Origin of the sequence: Paenibacillus sp. LHD-117, from assembly GCF_030929555.1 — a bacterium.
Lineage (GTDB): Bacteria > Bacillota > Bacilli > Paenibacillales > Paenibacillaceae > Pristimantibacillus.
This window is the reverse complement of sequence record NZ_JAVFVT010000003.1, coordinates 184703-197175: the sequence shown is the minus strand read 5'-3', so window position 1 is coordinate 197175 and position 12473 is coordinate 184703. Positions and strand designations below refer to the sequence as shown.

Below are 12473 nucleotides of genomic sequence, written 5' to 3'. Positions count from 1 at the left end.
CTCCTTCAAACCTGCTGAGCCTGATAATCGTTACAATAAAAGTCGAACCGCTTTTCTTCATGTCAACTTTTGTCGAACTATTTTAAGTTTAAAACGAGCCTGACAATAAAAAAATCCCCCGTTTGGGGGAGAATACGCTACATCTATCAGAGAGGTTACCTCTCACAGTATGTTCATTTCTTTCGCACGAATCAACGCCTGAACGCGGCTGTTTACTTCAAGCTTCCGGTACACGTTCTTAATATGCGACTTGACCGTTTCAGCCCCGATATTCAAGAGATGGGCGATCTCCTTGTTCAGCAATCCGTTCGCGATCAGCCGCAACACCTTCGTTTCCTGCTCGGTTAGTATATCGCTAGGCATAATCGCTACAGGCTCGAAAGCCGCTCCCCGATAACTTTTCCTGATCTTGTCCAGCGTCCTGGATACGCGCTGAGCGGTTACAGGCTTCATGATATAATCCAAGGCGCTCAGATCGAAGGCCTCCACTGCGTAATCGTCATAAGCGGTTACAAACACCACTTCTATAGAAGCATCATGCTCCAAGAGCATACTGGAAAGCCGCATCCCGTCAATTTCCGGCATGGAAATATCCAGAAAGGCGACATGTATCCGATTCGCCTTCACGTAATCGTACGCTTCGAACGGATTAAGAAACGTCTGGCATATATCGACATCGCCGCTCTCGGCCAGTATCCGCTTCAACCGGTTTACCGACAATTGTTCATCATCCACGATAATGGTTCGCAGCATGCTTTACCCTCCAGCCCTCTGAAGCTGTCGATCGGGAATTTCAAAGTACACCTTCGTACCGATTCCTTCCGCGCTTTCGATATGTAGTCTCTTTCCGTACAGTAGCTCGATGCGCTGGCTGATGTTCCACAGCCCGATTCCTTTCTTATCGACATCCGGTTTAAGCAGTCCCGCCCGCGTTGCATCGCTCATCCCGCTCCCGTTGTCCTCTACCGCAAAGCTGACGGTGTCAGCAGCTGTCATCTTTGCTGCTATTTTTACCGTGCCTCCCCGTAGATTGGACATCAAGCCATGTCTTATCGCATTTTCCACTAACGGCTGTAAAATGAGAGGGGGCATTCGCGTTTGCGGATTCGCATCCACATCGTACTCCACTTGTAATCTGTTGCCGAAGCGCGCTTTTTCGATATTAATGTACGCTTCGATCAGCTCGAGCTCTTTGCCCAACGTCGTCAGTGATTCCAAATGTTTGAAGTCAAAGCTGCCGCGCAAATAATGCGAAAGATCCAGCGTCAATTGCTCAGCCTTACGAGGCTCGTCAATGCAGAGGGATGCAATCGAATTCAGCGCGTTGTACAAGAAGTGAGGCTTGATCTGGGAACGCAAAAAAGCGATTTCCGCCTCTTTCGCTTCCGATTGAAGCTGCCGGTTTTTCCTGAGAATATCCTGTATCGTTTCGTTTAAGAGAGTAAAGAACAATACCGCCGACACCGCTAGGCTAATATGAATAATCTGTACTTGCAGCACCTGAAATGAAAAGCCTCTTATTGAGATAGCGGATATTAATCCAACGAGACAATAGTAGCTGGACAATCCTAGCGTGATGAAGATCCGCTTTCGCTTCAATGCTCTCGTGAATATCTTTTGAAAATAGACGATCACCGGCATGCTGAATGCGAGAGCCAATACGGTCGTGATTAGTCCCGTGTCGACCCCGAGATAAACCCGATAAAGAATGATCAGCGCGCAGAGAAATAAGCCCGTTCTCCAACCGCCGTATAATGCCCCCAACAACAAAGGAACGATTCGAATGTCGATGCGGAATTGGGCGTTCACATAAGCAGGGAACGTCATGCAGAACAGAATGGATAGCCCCAGCAGCACGGTTAGGATGAGCTTGACGTGTTGTTTTCTCTCATACCGCTCCGCGAAAAAGATTTGATACGTATAGACAAGTGTAGCTACCATCGCGACTTGCAGCAAGAAGTCCTTCATTGCGGTTAACATCGTTCGACCACCTTTGTCATGAAAAAGCCCATACGGACTTCTTTCATTATCGTCCATTGGTCGGAGCGCTGTCGAGAATAATTTCCTTGTGTTACAATGTGACGAAAATTCCTATATAATGTAGATCTTCAACAAAACATACAATGAAAAGAGTGATACAGTTATGATTTTAGAAATTATGGAGCCCTCTTTATCTGTTCTCAAATTAAATGCCAATGAAACTATTCCAAACTGGGCTTTAAATAGCACATGGTTTTCAATAACTCGTACCAGCGAAGAATTGTCTATTGTGTGCCCCTCCCTGGATCTGGAAGTCAATCTTGATTCAAACGTTGAACATGGATGGAAAGGCTTGAAAGTAACCGGAATACTGGATTTTAGTTTAACGGGAATACTTGCTTCTTTGGCCGTCCCTCTCGCTGAACATAAAATCAGCATTTTTGCTGTTTCAACTTTTAATACAGATTATATCCTTGTTAAAGAAGAGCTGTTATCCCAGGCGAAAGCGGTCCTTGAACAGGCCGGCCATACATTTACAACTTCATATCAACCCAAATTACGAAAGTCCATAATAACTAGCCTTTGATACGAAATGGAAATGGGTGATCCAACCAGTTTTGGATGAACGTTTATCCAGATTCATTTTCTTTAGCGCGGGAGCCAATTGATCGTGAGACGCTCCGAAGCGAATGAGTTCCTTGTTTAGCAGGCTGTGATGAGGCACGCGACCGCCAAGCTACCCAGCGCGCCGATCGTTTCAAGAAATGCAAGAATGACGTTGTTCTCGTCAAACACCGTTCTACCAAAGATGAGGGCATTTTTTTATGTTTTTATGAGACGGTACTTTCGTAATTCAGGGTGAAATAAACAACTAAAGACGAAATCAATTATAAATACCATAATTTCACTAAAACAGTAGGATTGAGCTTAAAAAATGTAAGAATTCACTTAGAAAATCAATAAAACCCTTGCTACGCAAGGGTTTAGTTCATCAAATGTTTGGTGGAGCCTAGGGGGATATGACTCGCACAAGCTCGTCTATCCAACATGGGATGTCTGAATCTCGATTATATGGCTGACGAAGCCTATTCGACGAGGACTTTTAGCGGTAGCTTCAGACTCCGTTTTCACACCCCACAAAGTGACGAGCAGCTTCGAAGCTTACTCCAATTACTTTGCGGGGACCCCGTAACCAATACGCCATCGTCTCCGTCCGCGCGGACTGAACCCCTGACCTCAATACCTTGGTAGTCGTTTTCGTCCAAACCTAACTCATCAATTCCCATCAGATCAAACTGACTTTCAGTAACTTCTTTCATGATTATTCCGTCTCCATTAATGAATTCTGCATATTCATGACATCGATAAAAATGATTTACCGCTATACGGGCGACTCCCTTTGATCTTTGTGCAATAAGGGGTAATACAACATGAAGAACAGCCATGAGTGATCGTCATCATGGCTGTTCATTGTATGTTTTAAAATCCTTTATATTGAGGCTCTTCGTTTTCCAATTGTTGGACGCGGCCTTCCACTTGTTGCACGATGGATTGGGTTTGCTGCGCGGCATTCGTGAAAAGGGTTTTGGCCTCTTGATTTTGGGTTGCTAATGCAAATTGTTCGAGACTCGCTTGCGCGCTTTTCAGCGAAGCAACACATGTTTTAACATCAGACGCGACTGTCACAGAAATCACCTCCTTCCAGTGAAGGATTGAAGAACTCGGCCGAATAGCTTACGGATTCGAGTTCGTCTTTCAGCATGGCGGAAAAAAAGATTTCATTGTAAACGAAACATTTGGTGAACTTTTTTAATATTTGGCATTCAAACTGTCCGGCTTGAAATAAGCTCAAATAGCTGTTTTCGTTTCGTATATATTCACCGTCATCGTACCACTGCATAAACCGGTTATTCCACTTTGTACGATCGCATAGATAGGGCTCCATCACTATAACTTTCCCGCCCGGTTTCAAGACCCGTTTGAATTCTAGCAAATAGTCTTTAATTTGATCGTCCGCTATATGGTGAAGAACCGCAACGATGAAAATATAATCGAACGTTTCATCTTGTGCGGAAATCTGTTTACCGTCAAAAATCATAAAGTTATGGTCAGGGTAAAGCCGTTTGGCAAGTGTAACCCGACTGACATCCGGTTCGATGCCAAGATAAAAGCCGGGTTTGCAAATAGAACAATTTGCCCCGGTACCGGAACCAAAATCAAGAATGAGTTTATTATCCAAACAGACATGGCCTTCGATGTGGTCATGGATATATTTTTTCGTAAACCATCTCGGTCGGACAAACCAATGGTACATTCGTGGGGACAGAGGCATGATCGTACATTGTCACCGCCTTTTTTTAATGTAACGAACACTAATTTAACTCGTTACCGACATAATGATGCAAGGGAAAAATTGTTAATCCGTCCGAAAGCTGCACGATCCTTCCAGTTCATCATTTAATATGCTTTCCAAACTGTACGCTATCGAAGGGGAAGCCACGAACGTATTGGCCAGAGCGATATTTTCTGGCAACCATGGCGAGCTGCGAGAACGTACGCTATAAGACCAGCTCCAAAGGGCAAGTGCCTTGAACATTATCATCAATGCAATTAGCTTTTTATCTCCAGCAAGTAACAGAACACCGCAAAAAGCAAGGGAAGATTCAGGAGGAACTGCTAAACCACATCTCTCCCCTTGTTTGGGATCATATCAATTTACCGGTCAAAGGATCGATAACCGATTTCGTGGTATCACGTTTTCGGCAATATTGCTTTATTGGATCGGCTCTTCCAAGATTAAAGAATCCAGTCGACGACTGGATTCTTTTTTTATTCTTATTATTCCCATATTATCTGCGTCTCCGCGTGATGCCATAAGCAGTAGCGCCAACTCCTAAAGCTAATAAAGAAATGATGGTTTTCCGATTATTCATTCTTCCCAGCATGGACTTCATCCTTTGCATACCTTCTCACCGCCTCTTACTGAATTTCCTCCTAACAGAGGAACAATCTCTATTCTGCGTAGAGGCCTTATCCTTTCATTCAAACAATGTTTTACCAGCAATGAGTTCAGGTCGCGCTGCATTATAGAAAAAGAATTTGAATCGTCCCAACAATGTAGTAGTAAATCTATACATTTTCCTATTGTGGGAAATGATTTTTGATTTGAGGCTAGGCTTTTAACAAATAATCTAATGTGTTGAAAATTGTGATGACTGGCCAGCGCGGGTATTTCCGCCGCCATCATCTTTTCCTTGTTGGCAGCTTTGTTCGTTAAGCCCAAAGGAAAAATTTGCATGTATGGAAGCGTACCGAAAGAGAGAATATAAACAAAAAAAGGAGCGAACCGATCTATGTATAAGAACAAGAGTACACTAAAAGTCTTAATCGTCATGATGACAAGCTTGATATTATTTGCAACTGGATGTACGCTAACTGATAATAATCAAGTGAGACAGCAGAATACCCGGGACAATGATCAGGGGTGGGAAATCTTTCGCAATCGCAACAATGCGGATAACCGGAATAATCGTCCGTTCGGAGATGCCGATAATGGCCGAAACGGCCTGTTTAATGCGGATAATGACGGAACTCGCAATGGCAACAACGATGGATTAAGAACGGCTGAGGATCGGGTCGAAGTAGCCGATCGGGCTGCAGAAAACATTACGAAATTAAAAGGCGTCCGGCAGGCCAACGTCCTTGTTACGCGGCGTAATGCTTATGTTGCGGCAGCCCTTGATGACGACCAAAAAAAGCTAACACGCGATATTGAAGATCAGATCGCGAAGCAAGTGAGAGCTGCGGATTCCGATATTCAGAACGTCTATGTATCCACGAATCCGCAATTTGTAGATCGTATCAATGGATATGTCGATGACGTTCAACAAGGAAGGCCTGTTGCCGGATTTGTGGAAGAATTTAATGAGATGGTGGCAAGAATATTTCCGAATGCGAGATAGCTCATATATACGCAGAAAAAACAGCCATGCTCAAAAGAGCATGGCTGTTTTTCTTATTCGTCAGTTATTGCCTAATTCGACAGGTTGAAACAACAGGATTTGACAAACCGGCCGATTGAATGTTTTTCGTTCTTATAGGTTAAATTATTGGAGAATCATTTATCGTAGGAACCTAATAGAGATGGAGCGTGGCGATGACTACCGTAAATATAAACGAATACTCGATGCATTATATAGATCGTGGAAAAGGTATCGCCATCCTTTTCATTCATCCTCCGGTACTCACAAGCTTAAATTTCACATACCAAATCCAAGGGCTATCGCCTCATTTTCGAACCATTGCTTTTGACATCAGAGGACACGGTAAGAGCCGGCCTTCGCATGAAAAGGTTTCTTACCCTGTAATCGTCGAAGACATTAAACAGTTGATGGACCGGCTTAGCATCGATAAATGTTACTTGTGCGGGTATTCTACCGGCGGTTCGGTGGTGCTCGAATTTCTCTTGACTTATCCCGATCGGGCATTGGGGGGAATAGTCATCGGCGGAATGTCGGAAGTGAACGAACGGCGGTTAAGAAACGAAATCTCTTTAGGCATTGCTTTCTCCAAAATCGGAGCTATCGGCATGCTCGCGTTTTCCCTTGCCTGGAGACAAACTAAAAATCTTACTTTGTTCCGCAAGTTATTTAATGACGCGAAGAAAGCAAATGCCAGAAATGCGGAGCAGTATTACCAGTACAGCTTGAAGTACAACTGTACGCCGCGGCTGCCGGAAATTCATCTGCCCGTCCTGCTCGTATACGGGGAAAAAGACAAGCACTTCCATCCATATGCCAAAATGTTGCATCAACGATTGCCGAAGAGTGAACTGGCGTTCATTAAAAATGTCGATCATCGGATTCCAACGAAAGCCTCCGAACAATTGAACGAACTGATAAAACAGTTTGTTCATCGACATGGCCACTCGTAACAATAATTTATTTAATGCAAAGAACTACCTGACTATGGATCGCGAATATTGTCCCCTTCTACTTTAAGTTAATCCAATTGCAATCTAACCTTTTGGTTTAACTATCAAAGCGGCCAAAAATGAGAAAATAATGGCTGCCGAAATACCTGCGCTGGTAACCTTGAATATACCGGTAATAACACCGATCCATCCGTCTTTCTGCAATTCCTCCAAAGCGCCGTGAACCAGAGCGTTGCCAAAACTGGTGATGGGGACGGAAGCGCCGGCACCGGCAAATTTAACGAGCGGGTCATACAAGCCAAGTCCGTCAGCGACAGCTCCCAGAACAACGAGTAAAGTCATGGTATGCGCCGGAGTCATTTTAAACGCATCGAAACAAAGCTGACCGAAAACGCAAATGGCGCCACCTACAAGAAATGCCCATAAAAAGATCATGTCAAACTCCTCCTGCTTCTATAGCTACAGCATGTGCGATGCAAGGAATACTTTCCCCTTGTTGAAACGAAAGCGGCGATAAGAGCGCCCCTGTTGCAACAACAAGCAAACGTTTGATTTCTCCCTCCCGTATTCTTCTCATTAAATGACCGTAGGTGACAACGGCCGAGCAGCCGCAACCGCTTGCCCCCGCTTGCACCATCTGGGTATCGTAATCGTAAATCATCATGCCGCAATCGGCATATTGCGTTTGATCGATCGGAAAGTTGTGTTTTTCGAACAATTTGCAGGCAATCTCATAGCCTACCTTCGCCAGATCGCCCGTGACGATCAAATCATAATAACCCGGCTCGATCTGCAAATCCCGAAAATGAGCTTGAATGGTGTCAACCGCAGCGGGCGCCATAGCCGCTCCCATGTTAAAAGGATCCGTTATCCCCATATCGATAACCCGGCCAATTGTCGCTGACGCGACGACTGGTCCTTCCCCTCTCTGCGCTACGATCGCCGCTCCGGCGCCCGTAACGGTATATTGGGCAGTTGGCGGCTTTTGCGAGCCGTATTCGGTCGGATACCGGAACTGCTTCTCGACGCTTGCATTATGACTGCAAGTCCCTGCCAGTATATATTTCGCCCCTCCGCTATTGACGAGCGCGGAAGCGAGCGCCAGACTTTCCATCGAAGTTGAGCAAGCGCCGAACACGCCGAGATAGGGGATCGACAGAGAACGGGCGGCAAAGCTGGTGCTTATAATTTGATTCATCAAATCGCCGCCGATATGAAATTGGACTTGCTCCTTGGTTAACCCAGCTTTTTCAATCGCCAGTTTTGCGGCTTCTTCGATCAATACTTTCTCCGCTTTTTCCCAGCTATCTTCTTCAAGCATGGAGTTACCGTGTATAATGTCAAAATCGCGGGCAAGCGGCCCCCTGCCTTCAAACGGGCCAACTACGGCAGCCGAAGCCTGAATAACCGGTTTATTTTCAAAGATCCAACTTTGATGCCCTTTTAGCATATCAATGGCCTCCCCCAGTACCTTTGAACACAAACGTGACGATACCTACAAAAAATGCCGCTACGGTTCCGAATACAATGACCGGACCTGCAAGTTTGAACATTTTCCCGCCTACGCCTAAAACCAATCCTTCGCTGCGATGTTCAATTGCGGCTGAAGCCATTGAATTGGCGAATCCGGTTACGGGAACCGCCGAACCGGCACCCGCCCATTGCGCAAATTTGTCGTATACGCCGAGGCTCGTCAAAACAACGGAAATGAGAATGAGCACCGCCACCGTCGGATTGGACGCTTTTTTCTCATCGAAGCCGACCCAATGAACAAACATTTCCTGAATGGCTTGTCCGATCACGCATATCGTTCCCCCGGCAAGAAACGCTCGCAAGCAGTTTTTGAATATCGGCCTTTTGGGCTCAAGCTCTTTAGCGAGTTTTTGATACTCCTGCTGGACCGGCGTTGCTTTTTTCAGCTTGTTATTAGCCATTTTTAATCCTCCTGATTATCTATTAACGAATGAGGAGCGGTTTGACTTCCTCAATGACTCGTTCGAGCTCTTTTGCGCATTCTTCATACATTTTTTTCGCATTTTTTTCTTTTGTAGATAAACTGAACATTTCCAGGTCCGCTTCGCATTTTTTTAGAGTCGCCAGCAAAGAAGCTTTCTTCTGAGGCTGAGGGACTCTGAGCTGATCGTCAAATAAGTCGACATACAGTTGGCCATAGGCGTCTACTTGACCGAGAAACACATTTTCAATGGCAACGCCTATCTTTTCGAGTTCCGTATCAAGCCAATCCCGGTTAAGTCCCATGATTGCCAGTGGTTCATCCATAATATTTCCATCCATAACGACAGTCTGCGGTTCCTTTTCGAGCCCCACCTTGATACCAAGATGTTTTGGCGTTAGGGGTTGATTCTCTTTCATTAGCAGGATGTTGATATCTCCACTCGGTTCCATAACCGCAAATTCTACATTCGCCGCTTGGAATACGTTTTTTTTGCGCAGTTGTTCCAATAGCTCGTCGGCGGTAAGTCGTTCCTTCTTGAGGTTTTCCTCCAGAATTTTCCCATCTTTAATGATCACTCTTGATTTGCCATCGACAAAATCTCTAACTAATTTACTCTTCATTTGTAAAAACTCGATTCCTAAGGAGACGCCTACCCATACAATCAATGAAACGATGCCTAAATACCAGTTTTCATCCAAATCCAACGATATATAGGCTGCTATGCTGCCGATCGTGATCCCGGTTATGTACTCAAAAAAAGATAGTTGGGAAATCTGTCTCTTTCCCAATAACTTCGTCATGATAAAAAGAACGACAATCGCTAACAAAGTCCGTAACGAAATTAGTAACCAATCTGGCATGATGTAGCCCCCTTCATTGTTTATACCAACTATCAATTTCCACATGATGTTAAATCATATATAAGCAAGATCGTCAGTTTTTCGTTATTTTATTCATGGATGGGGTCTCGCCAACATTTTATGAAAATATACGTTAAGCCTTCGAACCTCTGGGTGGGGGCTTTCTCATACTCTAAGCTTAAGGTCTTAACACATAATAAAAGCCCCTTATCGGGGCTTTATAATTCCGCAAACGTAGCATCTGTGGTTTCTTCCCTTAATTTGCTTTAGATTTTCGCAATATTGACATTTCACAGTAAACACCTCCGAAGGATATTATACTGAAGGAATTATATTCCTATGCAAAGTCCGCTAATGTTTAACGGTCCGTCAAAATGTAAGCGTACAATAGCCCCCACCTATACGTGAAGGCGAGGGCTAATGTACGATCTTATTATGATGAAAATACGCGGCATGTTAACGGCAACGAATCCCGAAGTCTTGAGCAAGCTGGCTCTCTGGTCGACATCCTTGCCGCTGATCTGCCGACAATTCTCGAAATAATTCACACTGCTAGCCCTTCCTTGCGTATCTATTCCTCGCGCGAGCACTACATTCATATTCTCATGTAACGGGTCTTCATCGAGGCGAGCACAAAAAAATCCTTTACAATAGATATGGTAGGTAGCCCTGTCCATAATCCATCGAAAAGGATGGACAAGCATACGCTATTTTCATCGTTTGGAAATGGATAGCGCAAATATGTACGAGAACGTTCACAGATCGGGTGTCTGAAACCCGGCAAGATAAATTCACGAAAAAGTTAACGACATCTGCGTACTAAAGCTGTTCCTCGAAGAGAAATGACCGTCTAACTTCCAACCCTTTCAGATAATTACGAACAAATTTACATAATTCATCCAAGTGGAAAGAGCTGCCTTTATGAGGCGTCCGTCCATTTGGATTTGCTAGTCTGAATTTTCAGACATAAAGATCGTCACGATTTAATGCAACGCTAGTGTCTCAAGTTAAATGCCAATGAAACTATTCCAAACTGGGCTTTAAATAGCACATGGTTTTCAATAACTCGTAACGTTGAACATGGATGGAAAGGCTTGAAAGTAACCGGACATGTTAAAGAAGAGCTGTTATCCCAAGCGAAAGCGGTCCTTGAACAGGCCGGCCATACATTTACAACTTCATATCAACACAATTGAGCATAAGAAAGAGGGGCGGTGGACGGGATATTTGTTTGCCTAAATCCATCAGTTTGTACATTTGTCCAAGTCGCCGCTCATTTGCATTTCATAGTGTATATAGCTTGCTATAAACTTCTAAGATGATGGAGCGTGTTCACATGGAAGCTAATCCTAGACTGAGTATCCCGCCAGTGTTCGAAGGAAGTCCCAGCCTGTCCGCATTACTGTCAACCGATACCACGGACGTTCCGGTAACCACCAATCCCGCACCGCAAAATGAACCAAGCATTGCCGCCAATCTATTGAATACGAGCGTGATTTGTTGTACGGCCAACGACTATCGGAACGGAGATTCCGCCATCGGTTTGTATCGGTCGACAGACGGCGGAGCAACCTGGTCCAACATGGTGCTGCCTCTGCCTGTCGGTTTCGATGCCGGAGGCGACGGGATTGTCAACTGGGGGTGCACAAATTTCTTCCTTGTTACAGGAATTTCATTCGACCGGGATTTCGGCGGCAGCAACGGTTCGATCATCGCGTACCGTTCAACGGACAACGGGGCGACTTTCACGGGTCCCGTATTTGTGAATCAGGGGAATTTGAACGAGTTTAACGACAAAAATTTTTCGGCAGTCGACGTCTGCACCACCAGCCCGTTTCAAGGCAACTGTTATGTCGCTTACGTCCAATTTACTCCCTTCGGATCTCAAATGCTGTTTCAACGCTCTTTGGATGGAGGCGCGACCTGGAGCGCGGTTCCATTCCCGATTAGCGGTATTGTAGCTGGAGCCCGGTTTGTGCAAGGCGCCTGCGTTGCGGTCGGACCGTTCGGAGAAGTATATGTCAGTTGGATTGACCGGACCAGCAGCATCGCCGGCGGCGCGGCAACCTTCTTCATACGGCGCTCCGACGATGGAGGCGTAACCTTCGGGCCGGCCGTTACGGTAATGAACTTCACGGCCGCGCCGAACAACTTAAATTCAAGGGTGGCGGGATGGCAATTCCGGACGCCAACGTTCTCCTACATCGCAACGGACATTTCCTTTGGTCCCTTCGCCGGAAGAGTATACGCCTCCGTATGCGACTTTTCCTCCGGAAACGCCCATATTATCGCATCCCATTCCTCCGACAACGGCGCTACGTGGACCGCTCCGGTACGGGTTGACAGCCTGAGTCCGGAGGCTTCCCAAAATTTCTTTCCTTATCCTGCCGTATCGCCTGCCTCCGGCGCGTTCAAAGTGACCTACTATTCGAACCGCTTGGCTTCGCCCGCTGGGGTGGAAATGGATACTTTCGTGGCGGAGTCCGTAGACGGAGGGGTTACGTTTCCCCAAAATATCCGCGTTACCGACGTATCCTTTAACCCGAATACCGGAGAATTCGGCAATATGTTCATCGGCGACTATAACGGCAATTCCTTCCTGCCGCCGGTGGGAATGGGGCCCGATCGGATCATTTCCGCATGGACGGATACGCGGCTTGGCAATCAGAATATATTCGCGGGAATACTCATACAATCGCCGTTGAAAGGAAGTTTCTCATTGAGGCTTTGCGGAGGCTGATTA

General features: G+C 45.6%; 13 protein-coding genes and 1 pseudogene. 6 read left to right on the top strand and 8 right to left on the bottom strand.

Features of this window, described 5'->3' with window-relative positions:
* Positions 1 to 162: 162 nt before the first annotated feature.
* Together RB620_RS03290 and RB620_RS03285 are read right to left on the bottom strand one after the other, a co-directional pair.
* On the bottom strand, positions 163 to 753 hold the full coding sequence (locus tag RB620_RS03290; protein ID WP_308092090.1) for a response regulator: 591 nt from the start codon (positions 751 to 753) through the stop codon (positions 163 to 165).
* Between the two features lie 3 nt (positions 754 to 756).
* A complete protein-coding gene (locus RB620_RS03285) occupies positions 757 to 1980 on the bottom strand; it encodes a sensor histidine kinase (RefSeq protein WP_308092089.1) in 1224 nt (407 codons plus the stop codon).
* 163 nt (positions 1981 to 2143) lie between these two features.
* On the opposite strand from RB620_RS03285, the gene RB620_RS03280 reads away from it, so the two are divergent.
* Positions 2144 to 2566 (top strand): ACT domain-containing protein, encoded by a 423-nt coding sequence (locus RB620_RS03280; protein ID WP_308092088.1) that lies wholly within the window; start codon positions 2144 to 2146, stop codon positions 2564 to 2566.
* A gap of 893 nt (positions 2567 to 3459) precedes the next feature.
* On the opposite strand, the gene RB620_RS03275 is transcribed toward RB620_RS03280, so the two are convergent.
* Together RB620_RS03275 and RB620_RS03270 are read right to left on the bottom strand one after the other, a co-directional pair.
* Complete coding sequence (locus RB620_RS03275; protein ID WP_308092087.1) at positions 3460 to 3666, bottom strand: DUF1657 domain-containing protein; 207 nt, start codon at positions 3664 to 3666, stop codon at positions 3460 to 3462.
* The gene (locus tag RB620_RS03270; protein WP_308092086.1) at positions 3650 to 4219 is read right to left on the bottom strand and encodes a class I SAM-dependent methyltransferase; all 570 of its coding nucleotides are present in this window, start codon (positions 4217 to 4219) and stop codon (positions 3650 to 3652) included. The genes RB620_RS03275 and RB620_RS03270 overlap by 17 nt, the downstream gene beginning before the upstream one ends.
* Before the next feature lie 247 nt (positions 4220 to 4466).
* Here RB620_RS03270 and RB620_RS30250 point away from each other — a divergent pair.
* The 3 genes and pseudogenes from RB620_RS30250 to RB620_RS03255 all read left to right on the top strand — a co-directional run.
* Positions 4467 to 4695 (top strand): annotated as a pseudogene (locus tag RB620_RS30250) (Tn3 family transposase); the annotation flags it as partial.
* A gap of 638 nt (positions 4696 to 5333) precedes the next feature.
* The gene (locus RB620_RS03260; protein WP_308092085.1) at positions 5334 to 5942 is read left to right on the top strand and encodes a YhcN/YlaJ family sporulation lipoprotein; all 609 of its coding nucleotides are present in this window, start codon (positions 5334 to 5336) and stop codon (positions 5940 to 5942) included.
* Between the two features lie 194 nt (positions 5943 to 6136).
* Positions 6137 to 6913, top strand: a complete 777-nt coding sequence (locus RB620_RS03255) for an alpha/beta fold hydrolase (protein WP_308092084.1) — start codon at positions 6137 to 6139, stop codon at positions 6911 to 6913.
* Positions 6914 to 6997: 84 nt separating this feature from the next.
* On the opposite strand, the gene spoVAE is transcribed toward RB620_RS03255, so the two are convergent.
* The 4 genes from spoVAE to RB620_RS03235 are packed head-to-tail and all read right to left on the bottom strand — an operon-like array spanning position 6998 to position 9730.
* Complete coding sequence (spoVAE, locus tag RB620_RS03250) at positions 6998 to 7348, bottom strand: stage V sporulation protein AE (RefSeq protein WP_308092083.1); 351 nt, start codon at positions 7346 to 7348, stop codon at positions 6998 to 7000.
* Between the two features lies 1 nt (position 7349).
* Positions 7350 to 8363 (bottom strand): stage V sporulation protein AD, encoded by a 1014-nt coding sequence (gene spoVAD, locus RB620_RS03245; RefSeq protein WP_308092082.1) that lies wholly within the window; start codon positions 8361 to 8363, stop codon positions 7350 to 7352.
* Position 8364: 1 nt separating this feature from the next.
* Positions 8365 to 8847: a stage V sporulation protein AC gene (gene spoVAC / locus RB620_RS03240; protein WP_308092081.1), complete on the bottom strand. Its 483-nt coding sequence runs from the start codon at positions 8845 to 8847 to the stop codon at positions 8365 to 8367.
* A 22-nt stretch (positions 8848 to 8869) separates the two neighbouring features.
* The gene (locus RB620_RS03235; protein WP_308092080.1) at positions 8870 to 9730 is read right to left on the bottom strand and encodes a DUF421 domain-containing protein; all 861 of its coding nucleotides are present in this window, start codon (positions 9728 to 9730) and stop codon (positions 8870 to 8872) included.
* A 420-nt stretch (positions 9731 to 10150) separates the two neighbouring features.
* Between RB620_RS03235 and RB620_RS03230 the strand changes: the two genes are divergently transcribed.
* The gene (locus RB620_RS03230; RefSeq protein WP_308092079.1) at positions 10151 to 10273 is read left to right on the top strand and encodes a hypothetical protein; all 123 of its coding nucleotides are present in this window, start codon (positions 10151 to 10153) and stop codon (positions 10271 to 10273) included.
* Positions 10274 to 11066: 793 nt separating this feature from the next.
* Positions 11067 to 12470: a sialidase family protein gene (locus tag RB620_RS03225; protein ID WP_308092078.1), complete on the top strand. Its 1404-nt coding sequence runs from the start codon at positions 11067 to 11069 to the stop codon at positions 12468 to 12470.
* Positions 12471 to 12473 lie beyond the last annotated feature (3 nt).

What these genes read in the sequence shown, in the direction of transcription:
- RB620_RS03260 (WP_308092085.1), top strand. Translation starts at nt 5,334, where the DNA reads ATGTATAAGAACAAGAGTACACTAAAAGTCTTAATCGTCATGATGACA.
- spoVAC (WP_308092081.1), bottom strand. Translation starts at nt 8,847, where the DNA reads ATGGCTAATAACAAGCTGAAAAAAGCAACGCCGGTCCAGCAGGAGTAT.
- RB620_RS03280 (WP_308092088.1), top strand. Translation starts at nt 2,144, where the DNA reads ATGATTTTAGAAATTATGGAGCCCTCTTTATCTGTTCTCAAATTAAAT.
- RB620_RS03255 (WP_308092084.1), top strand. Translation starts at nt 6,137, where the DNA reads ATGACTACCGTAAATATAAACGAATACTCGATGCATTATATAGATCGT.
- RB620_RS03290 (WP_308092090.1), bottom strand. Translation starts at nt 753, where the DNA reads ATGCTGCGAACCATTATCGTGGATGATGAACAATTGTCGGTAAACCGG.
- RB620_RS03225 (WP_308092078.1), top strand. Translation starts at nt 11,067, where the DNA reads ATGGAAGCTAATCCTAGACTGAGTATCCCGCCAGTGTTCGAAGGAAGT.
- RB620_RS03230 (WP_308092079.1), top strand. Translation starts at nt 10,151, where the DNA reads ATGTACGATCTTATTATGATGAAAATACGCGGCATGTTAACGGCAACG.
- spoVAE (WP_308092083.1), bottom strand. Translation starts at nt 7,348, where the DNA reads ATGATCTTTTTATGGGCATTTCTTGTAGGTGGCGCCATTTGCGTTTTC.
- RB620_RS03235 (WP_308092080.1), bottom strand. Translation starts at nt 9,730, where the DNA reads ATGCCAGATTGGTTACTAATTTCGTTACGGACTTTGTTAGCGATTGTC.
- RB620_RS03285 (WP_308092089.1), bottom strand. Translation starts at nt 1,980, where the DNA reads ATGTTAACCGCAATGAAGGACTTCTTGCTGCAAGTCGCGATGGTAGCT.
- spoVAD (WP_308092082.1), bottom strand. Translation starts at nt 8,363, where the DNA reads ATGCTAAAAGGGCATCAAAGTTGGATCTTTGAAAATAAACCGGTTATT.